The sequence below is a fragment of the Shewanella sp. SW1 genome, from assembly GCF_025653545.1.
Taxonomy (GTDB): domain Bacteria; phylum Pseudomonadota; class Gammaproteobacteria; order Enterobacterales; family Shewanellaceae; genus Shewanella; species Shewanella oncorhynchi.
In genome coordinates, this window is record NZ_JAKKSG010000014.1 from 133,971 (window position 1) to 153,105 (window position 19,135).

Sequence of the window (19,135 nt, forward strand, 5' to 3'; positions counted from 1 at the left end):
TCATTCCTTGATTGTTCGACGCTAAAGCATTAAGTCTGTTTATGCTCTGGTTGCAGCGGTGGCTTTACTGCCAGCCCTTGCTGCATCTTAAGCCAAAAGCTTTGCTGACATAGATTGCTAAAGGATTTTTGCTGCGGCGAAATCGCAATATGAGCTGTTACAACCCGATAGCTGAGCCAATAATCTTCACAAACCATGTCTGACTCATAAACTTGTTTATCTTGCTCGCTTAGCTTGCTAATCACAACCCCGTTATCGAAGTGATAAAGCGTTATGGACTCACAAATCTCCACATTATCATCGTGATAGGTTTGCTGCTCGTTTGATTGGCTTACCACGTAGACAGGGCTTGGATAGCCTTCAATAGCAAGGATATAGCTGGCGAGTTGTTGCATTATTTCCCCAAGTGACTCAATGCTTGAAGTGTTAAAAACAAAAAAGCACAGCTGCGCTATCGCTAACTGTGCTCTTTCAAACATGCATGATAAGTTAGCCCGCCGCGTTGAGCTTTTTTTCTAACTCATTGACTTGAGCTTGTAGGGCTTCTAATTTTTCGCGGGTTTTCAGTAGTACATGTTGCTGCACATCAAATTCTTCACGGGAAACCATATCCAACTTGAGCAATTGATTTTGCAGTACTTGCTTACTGCGCTCTTCAAATTCACCGGCAAATTGCTTTAGACCGCTGGGCAAACTGTCGCTCAGTTGTTTCGCCATTTCTTCGATTTTTTTGGAATTGATCATTATCTTGTCCGCCTCTTTACTGAATAGCTCGATTGTAACTCAGTACGTTAGCTTTCAAAAGTAAAGCAGACGCGTGAACACTTTAGTTGGCTGTTGTTGGGGTTTATATCACGGAGAGGCTTATCTACAGAGTTGAGTTCTGCTCAACCTAAGCGGGGATTTGTTAGCCTTAAAACTGTCGATTCTGCTATGATCCCATCCCTTTCTGTCGACTTGTTTGGATATTGCGCAAAGATGAAACTCAATCCCGCCCAAAACGATGCTGTTCATTATGTTTCAGGCCCTTGCCTAGTCTTGGCGGGTGCGGGTAGTGGTAAAACGCGCGTCATTATCAATAAAATTGCTTATTTGGTCGAAAAATGTGGCTATAAGGCGCGTAATATCGCGGCGGTGACCTTTACCAATAAGGCTGCCCGCGAGATGAAAGAGCGGGTCGCTCAGTCGATGGGCCGCAAGGAAGCCAGAGGTCTGTGGATTTCAACCTTCCACACTTTAGGGCTTGAGATCATTAAACGCGAGCATAAGGTCTTAGGCTTAAAGCCAGGCTTTTCGCTGTTTGATGATCAAGATACCTTGGCACTGCTCAAAGAGTTAACCCAAGACGAGTTGGATGAAGATAAAGATTTACTCAAAGCGCTCGCCAGTACGATTTCAAACTGGAAGGGTGGCTTAGTTATTCCCGAGCATGCACGCAAAATCGCTAAAGATGAGCAACAGCACTTATTTGCTATGTTGTATCAGCGTTATGCTCAACATATGAAAGCCTATAACGCTTTAGATTTTGACGATTTGATTCTGATGCCAACCTTATTGTTACGCCACCATGAAGAAGTGCGTACGCGCTGGCAAACCAAGATCCAATATTTGCTGGTGGACGAATATCAAGATACTAATACCAGCCAATATGAAATGGTAAAGCTGTTAGTGGGTGAGCGGGCGCGCTTTACTGTGGTGGGGGACGACGATCAGTCTATCTATTCATGGCGCGGTGCTAAGCCACAAAACCTCGTGTTATTGGGTAAAGATTTTCCGCAGCTTAAGCTGATTAAACTGGAGCAGAACTACCGTTCTAGTCAGCGGATCCTACGGGCTGCGAACATTCTTATCGCTAATAATCCCCATGTTTACGATAAAGCTCTGTTTAGCGAGCTTGCCTATGGTGAACCGTTGCGGGTGCTGTTTGCCGCCAATGAGGAGCAAGAGGCTGAACGTGTCGTGGCCGAGATTGTTCGACATAAGTTTGTCGGCCGTACTCAGTTTGGCGATTATGCGATTTTGTATCGGGGTAACCATCAATCACGGTTACTCGAACGCGCACTGATGACGAACCGTATTCCTTATAAATTGAGTGGTGGTACGTCATTTTTTGCTCGTGCTGAAATTAAAGACATCATGGGCTATCTAAAGCTCGTGGTGAATCCCGATGACGATAATGCTTTTCTGCGCATCGTGAATTTGCCTAAACGTGGCATAGGTCCATCAACCTTAGAGCGTTTAGGTAATTTTGCCAACGAGAAGCATATTTCTATGTTTGCGGCGATTTTTGAGCCTGAACTGAATCATCATTTACCGCCTGCGGCTATGTCATCTTTATATCAGTTTGGTCGTTTTATTGTGGAGACAGGGGATCATGCTGAACGTGGTGAACCCGTCGAGGCGGTGAAGCATTTGATCCGTAAGATCAATTACGAAGATTACTTATACGAAACCAGCACCAGTGCCAAGGCCGCTGAAATGCGGATGAAGAATATCTCAGAGCTTTACCGTTGGGTGACAGAGATGCTCGCGGGTGACGAGTTAGATGAGCCTATGACCTTGCCAGAGGTGGTGACTCGATTGACGCTCAGGGACATGATGGAGCGCAATAGTGAGGATGAAGGCGGCGATCAGGTGCAGTTGATGACCTTGCATGCTTCTAAGGGCTTAGAGTTTCCCTTCGTGTTTATGGTTGGAGTAGAAGAGCGTATCTTGCCCCATCAAACCAGCATAGACGAAGATAACGTCGATGAGGAGCGTCGGTTGGCATATGTGGGTATCACTCGAGCTCAACGAGAGCTTTGGTTCACCCTCTGCCGCGAAAGGCGCCAATTTGGTGAAACCATGCGTTGTGAACCAAGCCGTTTCTTACTTGAGTTACCTCAAGATGATGTGGTGTGGGAAAACCGTAAGCCACAACAAACGGAGCAGGAGCGGATGCAAACGGGGCGAGCAAATATTTCTAGCTTAAGAGACATGTTTAAAAAATAGCGAGCAGTTTCGCTTACTATTCTTTTAAATCAGCTACTTATTTTTTACTAGGCATATTCGAGCTGAGCACAGATCTGTGGTTGGGTTTCACATAAGGTAAAAGTGTCGGCTAAAGCAGCCCCCTGACCCAGCTGATAACCCAGTTCATTGAAGATACGTTTTTGTTCAGGACTATCAATGCCATCGACAAAGGTTTGCAGTTCTAAGGTTGATGCCGTTTTTTGATAGGCAGACATTAACTTAAGCTGTTGCTCGCCTTGTATTTGTTTGGTGAGGTTGGCATCGAGTTTTAAGCCTTTTATCGGCAGAAACAATAAGCTATTTAATGCACTATAGCCGCTACCGTATTGGCTGATGCCGAGTTTTACCCCGAGTTTCTGCAACAATTCAAAGCCATTGATATGATTTTCAGTTTCTTGCACTAGGGCTTTTTCATTGAAGAATAACCACAAATGGCTCAGGTTTAACTGGGTTTGCTTGAGAGTGTTTTTCAAACTGCGCAGTACATGCTTATGCTTGAGATGTTGGCTCGAAAGCATGACATGTAATTCAACAGATTCATCATATTGCTTGAGGAGTTGGGGATAGCTGCTATCTATGATGCTGATCGTATATTTATCGAGTTCAACGGTAAGGTGTGACTGTTCAGCAAGCGTGCTAAGTTGTTCCTGCAGTAAGAGCCCACGCTGCGGATGTTGCCAGAACAGGCGGCTTTCTAATGCATGCACTTGACCTGTTTTAAAATTGACTACTGGTAAGTAACTAAGCTGTATTTCAGCATGGTGTAATGCATGTCTAAATTCAGTTTCTAACTCGACATCCTGCATGGCCTGATGTTGGGCGTTATGATCAAAAATAACATAGCAGCCTTTACCATTGGCTTTCGCCTGATACATGGCAGTATCTGCATTACGTAACATAGATTCACTGGTATCAATTCTGTGTTTGCCACTGATGGTGATACCGATACTGGCTCCAGAACTAAATTCCATTGTGCCAAGTCGATAGGGCTGCGATATTTTTTGGATCACTCTTTCTGATATATCTTTCGCGTCGTTGATGTTGTTAATGCTATCGAGCAGTATCACAAACTCATCGCCACCGAGTCGCGCTAAGGTGTCGTTATCACGTATGCAGGACTTGAGGCGGCTTGCCGTCTCAATTAAGAATTTATCGCCCTCTAGGTGTCCCATAGTGTCGTTAATCTGTTTGAAGCGGTCGAGGTCGATAAACAGTAGGGCAAACTGTTCTAAGCTATGGCGACGAACATGCTTGATCGCTTGAGATAAACGCTCCATAAACATAGCGCGATTAGGCAGGCCTGTAAGTGCATCATGTTTGGCATCGTGAACTAGTTTGGCTTCCATACTACGGCGTTGTTGAATTTCTTTCTCAAGACTTTTATTCAGTTCGGCTAACGCTTTGGTACGATCAATAACCTTTTCTTCTAGCTCTTCATAACTGCGTTGTAAGGACTCTGCGGACAGCTTTTTCTCGATAGCCGAGCCTATATGTTGTGATACAAATGTCAGTAACTCTAAGTCTTTAACTTGGTAATTTTGTGTCATGCTAAAACTGTAAATCGTTAACGCACCACGAACTTGAGCATGGATAAAAAGCGGAATACCGATCCACTGATGCATGGTTTGAGTATGATTTAACGCTGGCGCTTGGGAATACAGCTCACCAGAGGCAATTAATGCATTGATACTGCTTTGATCTAGCAATAGTGGGCGCTTATGTTTGAGTACATATTCGGTTAAGCCGTCTTGTAGCGGCCGAGTGCCTGGGTGCTTATTGGCTAATTGCGATACATAAAAAGGAAACGTGAGGTGGGTTTCTGTGTCGTCTAATAGGGCGATATAGCAGTTATTGGCCGGAATTAAATGTCGAATAACATTATGCAATTGGGCATAAAAGTCTGGGTTGTCTGCACTGGAACTTGCTAGCTCGGCGATTTCGAACAGTGATTTTTGTAAGCGTTCAGCTCTACGCCGTTCATAGACTTCTAGTTTTAACTTATCGTAGGCTTGGCTGAGTTCTTTTGTCCTTTGCTGGATAGCTTGTTCTAATTGTTCTTGATGTTTTAGCCGTTCCATTACCCCAGCAATATGGTGACAAATGAACGTCATTAACTCGAGTTCGATTTCACCATAACTGATATTAGTGTCATAGGTTTGCACCACTAACACACCCGTTACTATGTCATCTTGTTTGATGGGCACGCCCAGCCACAGATGACAGGGAGAACCTAAATTAACAATTTCTCCAGCGGCAATCAGTTCATTGACTGTGTCATTGTTACACAACAAAGCTTTCCCAGTTCTGAGTACGTAGCCTGTTAATCCTTGCTGTAATAATGTAGATAGTGATTGTTCAGGATAAAGCTCCGCTGGATGGGCATCTTTCTCATCAGCGAAAAAGGGGATGGCGAGTTCACCTGTGTGAGTATCCAGGGTTGAAATAAAAAAATTATCAGCGGGAATGAGCTGTTTTAGATGGCTATGTACGCCGACATAGAATTCTTCGAGTGAAGAAGCATGAGTCGCAATATTGGATATTTCGAGTAATGCATTTTGAATGATCTCAGCATGCTTATATTTATGCGCTAATTGTTTTAAGCGAATAATTTTTTTGCGTAAGCGTTCAATTTCACTCACACGCGGCTGGCCAGTTTCATCTTCATCCTTAAACATGATACTCACTAGTTAAATATATGTTTGCTTTTACCAAAGTCTATAATTAGCATGAAATACTGTAACATCCAAGTCATATTTTGGCTGCATTCCGCTTTAAAAGTCAGCTAATGTGATAAAACTTGAGCAGTCAGTAAAAAAAGTGCAAAACAGCTATAGACTCAAAGGGGATTTGACCCTAGTATATGCGGCGCTAACCAAGGCGAGCGCCCATAGCTCAGCTGGATAGAGCGCACCCCTCCGGAGGGTGAGGCCGAAGGTTCGAATCCTTTTGGGCGCACCACTTCCGAATAGAGTTGTGAGCTTTAAGGTTAGTAAAGTAAGTGAAAATCAGTGGTGATTGTAGCTCAGTTGGTAGAGTCCCGGATTGTGATTCCGGTTGTCGTGGGTTCGAGCCCCATCAGTCACCCCATTCATTTACTTTGATATAAAGATTTTCATTCTCGGTGATTAGCGCAGTCCGGTAGCGCATCTGGTTTGGGACCAGAGGGTCAGAGGTTCGAATCCTCTATCACCGACCAAATTCTTCGCGTGACTAGCGAGCTTAATGTAAGTTAAGTAAATAGTTAATGTTTTACGGTAATTAGCGCAGTCTGATAACGCATCCTGATGTTTTGGATGAAAGTGGACGAGAGGGTGAACCCTCTAAGCGTATGTAAACAATAGTACAAAATTTACGGTGATTAGCGCAGTCCGGTAGCGCATCTGGTTTGGGACCAGAGGGTCAGAGGTTCGAATCCTCTATCACCGACCAAATAAGTAGAAAAGCCTCAGCATTCATTAATGAATACACTGAGGCTTTTTTGCATTGGCGAAATAGAACTTACTCACTGACATTATCATGTTTGTTGTCGCTTGATAGCGTATCCTCAATGAGTATAGAAGTTGGCAACAGTTCTTATTTACACCTGGCAGACTTGCAGAGCAGAACTGTATCGGCATAGTCACTCAACCGTAGAAAAACAAAAAGCTCCTTACGGAGCTTTTTGTTTGCAAACATCACTTCTTAATAATACGGCTTAGTCAAGATTCACTGGCGGGGCGATAAAGCCTTGATAGGCATCTGTTCTAAGCTCGTTAAAACGTTCTAGCTGAGCTTTTTCTTGAATACCCGTCACTATGACTTGAATGTCCAATCCTTTTGCTACGTTGATTAGGGCGCGGCACAATTCGCTATTGTGGTGTGTCTCATCATAGTAGGCAAAGGATTGATCCAGCTTCACATAGCTAGGTCTTAATTCCTGTAGATAAGACATAGAGCCAAACTGACGACCAAAGTGGTCAATACCAAACTTAGCACCGTTATCGCGAATGATGTTACATAAGTGCTGGCATGACTTAAGATCACTATAAACACCAGCCTCAGGGATTTCGAAGCAGATGCGCTCAATAAATGTGGCATTTCGCAAAAATTGATTTAGCCACTCATGGAACTGAGGATCGTTAATACTTTGGTGGGTTAAGTTAATTGCGAGCGGTTCATAGCTCCGCTCGAGCAGTTTTTGCTCGTAGACAGTTTCAATTAAGCATTTATCGAGTAAGGCACCAAGTGATAATAACTCGATATACGGCATAAATTGCCCTGCATGAGCGAGTTGATCACCAAGCTCTAATTGGCAATACAATTCCCGTTGCGCTATGCCATCACCATCGCAAAATTGGATGGGTTGCCATCTAAACTTAAACTTCTTATTGCTGATAGCATGGCTGAGGTTATCGCGCCATTGCTCGCGGGTGAATAATTGCTGCTCTGTGGTTTCAAACCAGTGGAAGGTTTTATTTTCTTGTAACGCTTTTTGAAGGGCATTGTCGGCTTGGGCCAAAATATCCGACACATTCATTTGCCCAATACGTTCCGCAATACCGATAGCAAAGTCTTCGTTGGGCTTACAACCTGCTTTTGACATTTCTTGATTGATGGTACGGATAAGTGTTTGTAAATATTTACTGATCTGATCGTGTTCAACATCGGTCACTAAAAATGCAAATTCATAGGCGGCAATACGCCCTATGACCGAAGGTGTTATTTCGTTTAATTGCTGTTGAAACTTTTCTGCGAGGATCCGTATGGTTTCATCTCGAACTTGATAGCCATATTTACTGTGCACTTCTTCGAGCCAGTCGAGTTTGGCGAGGAATAAAGCACCGCTGCTAGGTTCACTTAACCAACCATTTAAACGACTTACTACATATTGGCGGTTAGGCAGGCCTGACGCGGGATCGACAAGATTCTTCTTACGTAACGCGCCAACCTCTTCGTCAAGAGAATGGAACACTTGTTTCAATTGAGCTGACATGCTGTTAAATGCAGTTACTAAGTCTTTTAATTCGGTTGTTTTGGGGAGTGCCATGTCTGGACCAAATTGGCGTGCTGCGATACTTTTTGCGTGTTCAGACAGGGTGTGGAGAGGTTTCAATATCCATGTTAAGCCTACTCTTGCTGTAAAAATAGCAACGAGAAAAAGTAGTGAGAAGGCTATGATGGTATTGGACATGATTCGCCATAGTTCATGATAACCAAAACCAGGATGAGCAGTGATTTCAAGCTGTGCTAGCTGCAGCCAACCCGAGGTGATAGTGCTTTGTTTTTTTATGGTTTTAAACAGATCTAGATTGATAAACCATTGAGGGACATCTTCAATTTTTAAAGGATTATTCCACTCTTGTTGCTTACCATCGACCATCCAAGTCAATTTTACATTTTGATAGTAACCACCTTCAAAAATAACATTCACTAAGGTTTCTGCCGCTGCGGTATCGCCGGCTTCGAGTGCTGGGGTAAGCATTAGACCGAGTGAAGTGCTGGCATTGTTTAGATCGGACTCCATTTGCTTTGTTAAAAAGCTTTGAGTCTCAGTGAATTGCACATAGCCAAGGCTTGCAACTACAAGCAAGAACAGGCTAAAAAGCAGCGAATAAATCTGTCTAAACAGTGTCATTTTTGGTGCTACTCCAGTTTTAATTTTGGTTGCCTAAGACGGTCAACACCTAATCTATGGTTAAGATCGTTCCATTTTTCTAATCGTTTTGAGGACCCTGCCAGTACGCCTCGACCTTGCTCTTTATTGAGCCATAACTGTTTACCGTTAAAGCTATAAACAGGCAGTAGATCTTTTCTTTTTGTGGCGGGTTTTATTTCATGGTCAAGATTATCGAGCACTAAAGGAATTGATGATGGTGTTTCATAGTAAGCCAATACCATGTGGTATTGATTAACCGTAGTGGCTTTAACCATAGTGATCCGCATCTTGTCCTCTTGAACACCAAGTTGGAGTAGGGTGAAGTATTTTGCGATCGAAAAGTCTTCGCAATCACCGCCATTCACACCAATAAACTCCATCGGCGTTGCCCAATAATTCGAGTCTCCCCATAATTTACTGTCATCCACAAAACGGAATAAATTAAAAAAGTTATTCACCTTCAATAACTTTTCTTTTTCATCTAGCGTACTCGCTTCCGATAACACTTTGAACCAAGCCCTTGCTCGCATTCCAGCACGTTCGCCGTAATGTTTTTCTAGGGTTGAAGTTATCTTCACTTCATCAAGGTTTTGTGTGGGGGCCGCATATAGGCAACATATGCCTAGGGCTGACGCTATTAGGCTAAAGCGGCAGACTCGCAATAATGAATCTTTATAATCAAGTCTGCCGTTCATAACCTAATGTGTTAGTCCTTTATTTTGAGTTGTCATCGACCGAGTAAATTGTCCATTTCATGTCTGCTGCCGTATCATCACCAGTGACTTCTGCAACAACACGACGGTTACGAATTTCTGCTTCCGGCGTCTGTTCTAAAACAATTGGGCGGCTAGAACCATATCCAATAGCAGTTAATCGACTTCTATCAATACTAAAGCGTTCAGCCAGTACAGCGGTGACAGCATTTGCACGTTCTTGAGATAATACTGTATTTCGTTCATCGGTTCCTGTGCGACTCGTGTGACCTTCGATAGTCACTTTGGTCGTTGGATACTGACGTAGAAAAATAGCCACCTCTTCAATTTGAGGATAGTACTCAGGCGCAATATAAGCAGAGTCATTCGGGAATAAAATATTTATTTCCTTTCGCTCGTTAATCGCTTTTATTTTGCCACAGCCATAGTTATCAATACCTGCCCCTTGGGCTGTGTCGTTGCAGCGTTCACGGGCTTCAATGACACCATCGCTATCTTTATCAGATAGATCATAGGTTTGAGTTGTGACCATTTCGTCAATATTAACCGTATCGCGCATCGAACAACCAGCTAAAAGAGTGACACTTAGAAAAAATGTGAGAGTTTTCATTTGTTAGCTCCTCCTTCATAATTGCGCTCTCCGCGCCACGCATCAGGTCTAGTGACTTTAAGTGAGTCTAATAATCGTCCTGTAGAATTGAGCACGCGATACTTAGCAATAACTTCATCATATTCAGCTTGTAAGTAGTCTTTACGCGCCTCGAAGAGTTCATTTTCGGTATCTAATAAGTCGAGTAAACTGCGTTGGCCTAAGTTGAACTGCTGTGCATAGGCTGTTTGAGTATCCTTTGCGGCCACGACATGATCGCGAATATATTGTTTTTGCGGCGCTAGCATTTCAAATGCGTTCCAAGCTAGGTTTACCCCTTCAACAACTTCACGTTGGGCGCGTTGGCGGATTTCTTTCGCTTCACCCAACTTGTAAGCAGTTTCTTTTTCACGGGCAAGATCTTTACCCCCCGCAAATAAGTTGTATCTCACCCTCACCATGGCGACGAGATCGTTACTATGGCCACCCACATCACTGCGGAAAGCTCCAGCACCTGATATTCCATCTTCGCCGCTAATATCGTTATTCCAGTTACCATTCAGTTCTAAAGAAACCTGAGGGTAGTAATTGGATTGTACTGAAGAGCGTTCATTTTCAGCGGCACTAATATCGTTTGCTGCAGATTTGAGTATGGGGTGATTCTCTTGCGCAACAATAATGCCAGAGCTAAGATCCTTTGGCAGCATGTCTGCATCTGGCACTGGTAATATTAAGTCTGCTGGTGCCGCCGCTACAATTTTGACGTACTGTGCTTTTGCATCAAGTAAATTGTTGCGAGCAGAAATAACGTTAGCATTAGCACGCGCCAAACGTCCCGAGATTTGGGATAGATCTGCGATTGAGCCTAAACCTGAGTCAGTACGTTGTTTAATCTGGTCATAAATTTCTTTATGGCTGTTAAGGTTTTTCTCGGCTAATTTTAACACTTCATCGGTGCGTAAATAGTTGAGATAGACTTTACTGACATCGAGTGCCATATCTTCAGCTGCAGCAAGCAGTGCCCATTGGTCTGCGCTAGCTTCAAAGCTATAACGATCAACTTCACTGCTGGTGTAGAAACCATCGAAAAGCATTTGTTTTATGCTAACACCAAACTCTCCGGGATTTAATTCAGCCACCCCTTTGCTATCGACTTCGCCGATATTGGGTCGTCTACGTGTCGATACGCTGTCGGTTTGTTCGTAACCGTAGCCACCATTGACATCAATAGTTGGCATATAGCCTGCTATCGCTTGATTAACTTGTTCTTCTCGCGCTTTAAAGCGGTTGAAAGCCACTCGTAAATCTGGGTTTGTATCTAGCGTATGTGCAACGGCTTGTTCTAACGTCTGACTTTGAGCCGATAAAGGTAACAGGATTAATGACAGCACTATGGCTATCTTTGAACATTGAAATTGTCGTATTGCTGAAGTCTTCATGACCAACCTCCCGGTTTATAAAAAAAAGGCTTAGTGCTCTCTGAGCGCTGTGTCCTTAGCCCTTAAAATTGGATTTAAAATGTACTCAAGTATGGATCTTTGCCCCGTGATAACGTCAACTGAAGTTAACATTCCCGGAATAATTGGCATCTGTGTGCCATCGTTTTTGGTTAAACTAGATTCTGCTGTCCTAACTCTGATGAGATAGTAGCTATTGCCTTCTTCATCTTGAGAAGTGTCGGCACTAATATGTTCGACAGTTCCTTTAAGGCCGCCATAGCGGGTAAAATCATAGGCGGTAATTTTTACTACGGCGGGTAATCCTGGATGTAAGAAAGCGATATCTTTAGGCAAGATTTTAGTTTCTATCAGCAGTTGATCTTCCGACGGTACTATCTCGATAATATCGATCCCAGGTTGCACTACACCACCCAGTGTATTGATATGCGTGGTTTTAATGGTGCCATTAACAGGGGAGGTGATAATCGCCTTACTGACTTTATCTTGCGCGCCAACTTGTGCTTCATTCATGCGAGAGAGGCGGGTTTGAGTTTCATTGAGCTGCGCGCGCAGCTCTGCAGCGTAAACAAATACGGCTTCACGGCGTTTTAAGATAGCCTCATCTAATGCCGCTTTTACTTTAGGGCGGAGTAAACGCATTGAATTCAATTCACCTTGCAAGTCGTTTACCGTGCGTTCGAGTTTGAGTAACTCAACTTCAGGAACAATACCTTTTTTGGCTAAAGGTCGAGTGAGTTCAAGCTCGCGGGATATTAGTTGCATGCTCGTCGTTAATGTCGTTGTTTTAGAGGCGAGATCATCAATTTCTTGCTGTCTTTGCTGAATTTGACGTACAAGGATCTCAAGTTGGTTACTTAAGTTATCTAAGCGCCCGTTGTATTCCTCTTGTTGTCTTTTCACTAAGGCGGGTTCCGCAGCAATGATAGCCTCAGGGAATATCAATGCTTCTTTAGTGATAAGCACTTGTTCACGCCAATCAGAGGTCATGTCTGATATTAGAATGCTGTCGAGTTCGGCGCGCATGCGGATAGCATTGGTTTTTAAGCCATAAACCTCTTGCTCTTGTTGAGCAAAGTCGGAGCGAAAGCGGGTATCATCAATACGCACTAAAGGCTGCCCTTTTGTGACTATCTCACCTTCTTGAACGTAGAGTTCTTGCATTATGCCGCCATCTAGACTTTGGATCACTTGAACTTGTGATGAAGGAATCACTTTTCCCGTTCCAGTAGTAACCTTATCTAATTGAGCAAACCCCGCCCACAGTAAAAAACACACTACCATAGCAGCAAGTGCCCATATGATTAATCTGTGTCCGCTGGGAGCGTCTGTCATCATGGCGCCATAGACATCATCAACCATGTCTAAGTCGTTTGTTGTTAAATGTTTACTCATCTTTTAGCCTCTCCGTTCACTAGGCCAAAATTGAGTTTTTCTAGCACTTCTGCTTTAGGTCCATCGGCAACCACATGGCCGCGTTCAAGTACAATAATGCGGTCGACGAGTTGCAATAAATGCATCTTGTGGGTAATAAGAATTAACGTTCTATCTTTGCTGACATTTTGCATTGAACGAATAAATTGTTGTTCAGCGCGAGCATCTAAACTCGCCGTAGGCTCATCCATCAGTAACACTGGGGGATCATTCAGTGTGGCGCGAGCAAGAGCGACAGTTTGTCTTTGTCCGCGACTGAGTGACATGCCGCCTTCGCCGACCTGTTGGTCTAGGCCTTCTGCTTCTAGGTTGGTGAATTGACTCACACCAGAAAGCTGCACCGCGCGGATGAGTTGATGTTCAGTGACTTGACGTGTACCAAATAAAATATTGTCGCGAATAGAACCATGGAATAGGGTGACATCTTGGGGTAGGTAGCCAAAATTACGACGTAAATCACTCGGATGAATCTGTGCTGAGTCTAAACCGTCGTAGCGCAAGCTTCCTGCCGTGGGTTGAAATAGCCCGACCAGTAGCTTAGCTAGCGTACTTTTACCTGAACCATTTCGACCGATAATGGCAATGCGTTCGCCAGGATTAATCGTCAGCGACATCGGATGCAGCACAGACTTTTCAGAACCTGGATAACTAAAACCAACATGATCAGCATTGATTTTGCCTATGAGTCTTTGTTTGCTAACTAAATGTCCTTTATTTTCAAACTCATCTTCTTGAGTCATGATTTCATTCAGTTGGCGTAGTGCACTGGCTGTGTGGTTTGCTCTCGTCATCAGGCCTGCAAGTTGTGCCATAGGTGAAATGGCGCGGCTCGATAGCATGACCGCAGCAATAATTCCGCCCATAGATATCGCATTATCAGCCACACGATAAACGCCCAAAATCACCACGCAGACAACGGTAAATTGCACCGTAAAGTTCGCTACGTTCGATACTGAGTTGGAGAGCTTTTTTGACCTTAATTGCCAGTTTGCACTGTGGCCTATCATCTGTTGCCAGCTTTTTTGCACAATTCCTTCAGCACCATTAGCTTTAATTGACTCTAGCGCTGATAAGCTCTCGATTAAATGCCCATGTTTTAAGCTTGAAAATTTATTGCCTTCTTCGATTGCCGCTTTGAGTTTAGGTTGAATATAAAGCGTGAAGCCAATAATGATGATGCCGCCAATGACTGGAACTATAGCGAGATCACCAGCGACAATAAAAATAATAATTAAGAAAAATATCGCGAAGGGGAGATCGACTAAAGTTGTGATCGTTGCCGAAGTTAAAATTTCACGAATATTATCGAATTCACCTAACTGCTTCGCCATGCCGCCGATACTAGGAGAACGTTTTTCTAGGGGAATACCTATCGCTTTAGCAAAAAGTCGCGAAGACACAATAATATCTACTTTTTTTCCTGCAACATCGATGAGGTAACTTCTAAGTTGCCGCATGATAAGATCGAACATATAAGCAATCGCCGCACCAATCGCTAAAACCCAAAGGGATTCAAAGGCGAGGTTTGGGACGACTTTGTCATACACATTCATAATAAATAACGGTGAAACTAAGGCGAATAAATTCACCAATACAGAAGCGATTAATGCATCACGATAAATGGGTGCTGAATCTTTGAGGGTTTGTACTAACCAGTGGGTTTTATTATCGTGTAGATAAACATCAAAGCCCATGTCGCCACGGTATTCTTGTTTGACTAAGAATAAATATCCCACATATAAGGCTTCGAGCGACTCAATTGTCAGTGTTTCTTCACCGCCCGTCTCGGGTAATTGAATAATTGCTTTATCTGATGCAACATCAAGTTCTCGCAATATACAGGCTTTTTTGTCTTTTAATAATAAAATACAGGGGAGCAATATAGGTGATACTTCGTTTAAGCCTTTTCGAGATAGCTTAGCCGCTAGACCCGCTCTTGAAGCCGCCTGAGGCAATAAGTCGGGTGATAACACGGTACCTGACAAGGGTAAACCTGCCGCAAGCGAATCGCTCGAGCACGGATTGCCAAAATGCTCAGTGAGTAACACTAAACAATCCAGCAAAGGATCCACTAACACTCTTTGTGAGGCTGAAATGGTCCATTGATCAATTTTTTCAGAAGCTGCAGCAGACACCTAATTACTTATCCTTTGGATTTTTATATGGTTATGGCAAGTATCGGTCATGATGGCCTATATTTCTATAGGCCATCCAAACGATTTTATCTAAGGGATCACAGCGCCATTGGTATTAGGATCATCAGTAAATCTAGTTAATCCCTGCGGTGTTTCTGGATTGACAGGCTGGGTATCGATAATTAACGGCCCACTTCCATTGGTACCAAGTAACCCATTAATAATACCCGCATTATCAGTTGCACCATATTGGCTATAGAGGTCAACCCCATCAAGCACAATGTGTTGATCGACAGTCCCATCTTTGTTTGCATCTATATCGATAACGGTAGAGCCATTGCTATCTAGGCTAAAGTTCAGATAGCTTTCTAACGTATTAGCCGTTTCTCCTTGGAGTAAATCACTCAGATCAAGCTTATCTTCACTTACATTGAAGTCCATGATGTGGTCAGTACCTTGGTCTGCATCCGTATAGCGCCATACGAAGGTGTCAGCGCCGCTATCACCACGCAGGACGTCATCACCGAGTCCACCTATTAAGGTGTCGTTACCTGAACCACCTCGTAAAGCATCATTACCTGTGCCGCCTATTAAGGTGTCATTGCCTGCACCACCGTAAGCAGCAAGATTACCACCTCCGCCGTAGACAGTGTCATTGCCTGAGCCCAGATTGACAGTGTCTGTGATGGGCTGAACTTCACTCTGCACTGATTGTAACAGCTTGCCATCAGCATCTGTGATTACAGCATCCTGCATGAATTTGCTGCTTTTTAGCAGTTCCAATGTGGGGTTACTGTTATCAATATTAGGGATTGAACTGCCAGTATAGACAATGTTATTTGCACGGCTTATACCTAAGTCAATATAGTCATTACTATTGCCGGAGCGTATTAATAGATCGGTATCTATTGTCACTGCAGCTTGTTGGGTGACGCTGCTGACGGCTGTCGTACCCTCATAGTACCCATTGAGTGCAATACTTAAATTGGCATTATCCCCGCTGGTTTTGACCAGTTGGAAGCTATCAACACCGCCGCGACCTAGATATTCATTGGGATGGAGCACTGTAATAGGGATGGTTGTAGTACTGGTAGCGGTATCTTGGTTGCTACTTTCAGTTGTTGTGGCTTTAACTGTGATAGTAAAGTTACCATTGTTTAGAACTTTAATTTGCAGGCTGCTGCGATCCCAATTAGTGATGTCGAGTTCACCATTGGCACCAATGGTCGCTAATTTCCCATTAGCGTCTTTTAAAACTGCGCCTTCAGGTAGCCCTTGAAGTTTTATGGTCAAGCTTTCTGAGCCGTCAATATCTTTTAGTGATGTAGAAATAGCGCTCAGTTTTATAAACTCCCCACGATAGCCCATATTGTCGACAGCTTTGAAAGCTAAGTTATCTAAAATAGCACCAATGGAGTCTGCGTTATCGGCTTCAAACAGCAAACGGTACTTACCTGTTTGATCGATAGGTAGCGTTACTTTTTGATCTTTTAACCAGTTAGAGTCAGTTGGGTTGAAATCATAAAGGGTGACTGCTTGAGCGTATAATGGGTTTCCCGCAGCGTCGAGTGGAATAAGCTTAATGGTTAGGCCTGACGTTGAAGCATTGCCTGTGCGTGCAGCAATATCAAATCCAAGTTCATAGAATCTACCTGCATCCGCTTGTATATCGGTATAAAGTGTTTTATCACCATTGTTAAACTCGACCTCCATTACCTTATTGGTGGAGGAACCGCCTGTAATATAGACACTCTCATAGCCTATCTCGACGCGGCCGCCATTATTATTGGTGTGCCAAGTACCTATAGTATTGAGACCGCTTATACCGTTGACTTTAACACCATTCCAACTGTCAGAAATATTCGCGTCCTCAAAGTTGATCGCCGCAACAGAGGTATAGCCATTGATGCTCAGATTAGGAGTATCTGCCACAGCGATGACATTAATATTGAGGTTACCTGTTACACCAGTATTGGTGGTGTAGGTGATTTCAGGTAATGAACCGCTCCAGTGATCTTTTGGGTCAAAGCTGTATTCACCATTTGCCTTCAATTGCAGCTTACCTTCAGGCAATTGATACCAAGTATTGCCTGTATTATAGGTCGCACCATTCACCTGGAAGCTGGTTACGGATAATGTATTATCAATATCGGTATCATTGTTAAGCACGTTACCATTAGCTAAGGCATCCTCAGAAATGGTTTTGCTATCTGGATTCGTTACCGTTGGATCATCAACGGGCGTTACTTTGATGGTCAGCGTGCTTGTTGTTCCCGTATTTGTGGTGTAGGTAACCACTGGGACTTGGCCATTCCAATTAGCCGCGGGTGTAAAGGTGTAGCTACCATCAGCATTGAGAGTCAGTTCGCCTTCTGCCAAGGTGATTTTACTACCCGCAGTATGCTGAGTGGTATCGTTAGCCACAGTGAAATGAGTGACTGACGTATTTTTATTGCCGTCGTTATCCAGTACATTACCGATAACAGCTGTATCTTCAAGACCACTATCTTGATCTTGAGCCGCTTTAAGCGCATTCGCATTAATAGTATTTACATTAAGAGTCAGTAATGCACTGGATTTATCACCATCAGCATCTTGCATGGTGTACGTAAAGGTTTCCGTTGCATTAGCCGGAATCGCAGAGGCGTTGGCTGTTACGGTGTAAGTGTAACTACCATTGGCGAATACGATTAACGTGCCATATAGACCTTGAATAATGCTGCCTACATTACCAGAGGTGCCTGAACCTGTTTGGTTGCCCGCTGCGGCACCAATTACCGTGATATCGTCATCAGCACCGATTACGTCATTAGCTAACACATTGCCAGTAGTTGAGGGTAATTCGTAACCATTACCAGCTACTACACGCACAACTAGTTCATAGCTATTTGCAGCATTTTCAGCCGTTCTAATTTCAGTGACGATTTGATTGGTACCTGGAATTCTAAAACCTATCACCTGTAGTGTATAAAGTGCACCAGCATGCTCAAAAGTTACATTAGTATTGCCGACCTTGATAATATCTTTTGAGGCTTCAGGATCGTTGTCGTTGTTCGGTGTTTCATTGTGATCAAAGTTGACTTTAAGGGTCACTGGTGTGACGACCCCATAGGCATCTGTCACCGAGAAGGTGACATCCATGGTTGCTTTTGTGATAGCACCACCGGAAGAGATCGGGAAGTTATAATGGGTAAAAGTACCTAAAACAATATCTTGGTTTAAGGCAAACTGACCATTTAACGCTCCGTCATTATCGATAAAACCATAGCCAGATTTATAAGTGTTAGTTGGATTACCCCATCTGATTTGGTCGAGACCACTGTCATTATCCGTGCCACCACCATTAGGATTATTTGTACCATCGAATCTGGTTACGTTTGTCCCATTTTCCGGTAATCCCCAATTCGCCTCAACGCCAGATACTTTAAAACTATCCACGATCACATCGACACTGCCTGTGTCGTTTTTGGCATTAGGGATATCATCAACAATCTTCACATCAAGGCTGCCATTTGCTTGGCTACCATCCTGATCCACAACGGTTACAGCAAAACTATCTAAATAGCTAGTGTTGGTTGCAGGGGGGGAGTCATTGTCGACATTATTATTTATGGTGTAGCTGTAGCTGATGGACCCACCGCTTGCATCGCCTGTGAAACCAGTCAGTGTTAAGACACCATAAGGTGTTGGAATGTTAACCATACTAGAACTTAGTGCAAGTAAAGCCGCTAAATTGAAGCTTTGCCCGGCAATAGTGATAGAGGCTAAACCATCAACAGAGGTAAAACTAAAGTTACCAGTCTGAGTCAGCGCATTGCTATTAGGCGCTGAACCCGTTGAAAGGTTTGCCTCGCTAACGGTTAACTCACCACCTTGGATATCAAGACCATCAAGAATTACTTCATCGTTCTCGTTATCCACATTCAGGGTCACCGTAGCGGTATCGCTGCCGCCATTACCGTCGGTAATGGTATAGGTGAAGCTGGTTGGCGCCGGTTGGCTGCCATTGTGGGTATAGGTGAAAGTCCCGTCTTGGTTGATGACCAAAGAGCCGCCTGCCACCGCCACCGTGGCCACGCCATTCACGAAGGTGACGGGCTGACCATTGATTTGGGTGATCGTCAGCGTATCGCCATCGGCGTCGGTATCGCGTCCGAGTA

At 43.8% G+C, this 19,135-nt stretch carries 11 protein-coding genes and 4 tRNA genes; 5 read left to right on the top strand and 10 right to left on the bottom strand.

Annotated features, from left to right (window positions below):
* Positions 1 to 29 precede the first annotated feature (29 nt).
* Both L5M71_RS14010 and ubiK read right to left on the bottom strand, forming a co-directional pair.
* On the bottom strand, positions 30 to 395 hold the full coding sequence (locus L5M71_RS14010; protein ID WP_263207577.1) for a hypothetical protein: 366 nt from the start codon (positions 393 to 395) through the stop codon (positions 30 to 32).
* A gap of 94 nt (positions 396 to 489) precedes the next feature.
* Positions 490 to 744: a ubiquinone biosynthesis accessory factor UbiK gene (gene ubiK / locus L5M71_RS14015; protein WP_113940858.1), complete on the bottom strand. Its 255-nt coding sequence runs from the start codon at positions 742 to 744 to the stop codon at positions 490 to 492.
* A 234-nt stretch (positions 745 to 978) separates the two neighbouring features.
* Here ubiK and rep point away from each other — a divergent pair, with 234 nt between their 5' ends.
* On the top strand, positions 979 to 2,991 hold the full coding sequence (gene rep / locus L5M71_RS14020) for a DNA helicase Rep (RefSeq protein WP_131523358.1): 2,013 nt from the start codon (positions 979 to 981) through the stop codon (positions 2,989 to 2,991).
* Positions 2,992 to 3,038: 47 nt separating this feature from the next.
* Here the strand turns inward: rep and L5M71_RS14025 are convergent, their stop codons facing one another.
* On the bottom strand, positions 3,039 to 5,687 hold the full coding sequence (locus L5M71_RS14025) for a diguanylate cyclase domain-containing protein (protein ID WP_263207580.1): 2,649 nt from the start codon (positions 5,685 to 5,687) through the stop codon (positions 3,039 to 3,041).
* Positions 5,688 to 5,893: 206 nt separating this feature from the next.
* On the opposite strand from L5M71_RS14025, the gene L5M71_RS14030 reads away from it, so the two are divergent.
* The 4 genes from L5M71_RS14030 (at position 5,894) to L5M71_RS14045 (ending at position 6,441) form a co-directional block, all read left to right on the top strand.
* Positions 5,894 to 5,970, top strand: a tRNA-Arg gene (locus L5M71_RS14030).
* 53 nt (positions 5,971 to 6,023) lie between these two features.
* Positions 6,024 to 6,099: transfer RNA gene (locus L5M71_RS14035), tRNA-His, on the top strand.
* 32 nt (positions 6,100 to 6,131) lie between these two features.
* Positions 6,132 to 6,208 (top strand) — tRNA-Pro (locus tag L5M71_RS14040).
* A 156-nt stretch (positions 6,209 to 6,364) separates the two neighbouring features.
* Positions 6,365 to 6,441 (top strand) — tRNA-Pro (locus tag L5M71_RS14045).
* Positions 6,442 to 6,706: 265 nt separating this feature from the next.
* Here L5M71_RS14045 and L5M71_RS14050 read toward each other — a convergent pair.
* The 7 genes from L5M71_RS14050 to L5M71_RS14080 all read right to left on the bottom strand — a co-directional run.
* A complete protein-coding gene (locus tag L5M71_RS14050) occupies positions 6,707 to 8,626 on the bottom strand; it encodes an EAL domain-containing protein (protein ID WP_105250451.1) in 1,920 nt (639 codons plus the stop codon).
* Between the two features lie 8 nt (positions 8,627 to 8,634).
* Complete coding sequence (locus L5M71_RS14055) at positions 8,635 to 9,342, bottom strand: transglutaminase-like cysteine peptidase (RefSeq protein ID WP_105250450.1); 708 nt, start codon at positions 9,340 to 9,342, stop codon at positions 8,635 to 8,637.
* A 19-nt stretch (positions 9,343 to 9,361) separates the two neighbouring features.
* A complete protein-coding gene (locus L5M71_RS14060; protein ID WP_105250449.1) occupies positions 9,362 to 9,970 on the bottom strand; it encodes an OmpA family protein in 609 nt (202 codons plus the stop codon).
* The gene (locus L5M71_RS14065; RefSeq protein ID WP_105250448.1) at positions 9,967 to 11,388 is read right to left on the bottom strand and encodes a TolC family outer membrane protein; all 1,422 of its coding nucleotides are present in this window, start codon (positions 11,386 to 11,388) and stop codon (positions 9,967 to 9,969) included. Before L5M71_RS14065 ends, L5M71_RS14060 begins: the two co-directional genes overlap by 4 nt.
* Before the next feature lie 30 nt (positions 11,389 to 11,418).
* Positions 11,419 to 12,801 carry an HlyD family type I secretion periplasmic adaptor subunit gene (locus tag L5M71_RS14070; protein WP_168825932.1) on the bottom strand — a complete coding sequence of 461 codons (1,383 nt, stop codon included), beginning with the start codon at positions 12,799 to 12,801 and terminating at the stop codon, positions 11,419 to 11,421.
* Positions 12,798 to 14,975, bottom strand: coding sequence for a type I secretion system permease/ATPase (locus L5M71_RS14075; protein WP_263207583.1), 2,178 nt, complete (start codon positions 14,973 to 14,975; stop codon positions 12,798 to 12,800). Before L5M71_RS14075 ends, L5M71_RS14070 begins: the two co-directional genes overlap by 4 nt.
* Before the next feature lie 90 nt (positions 14,976 to 15,065).
* A partial coding sequence (locus tag L5M71_RS14080) for an Ig-like domain-containing protein (RefSeq protein WP_263220665.1) occupies positions 15,066 to 19,135 on the bottom strand: 4,070 nt, incomplete at its 5' end.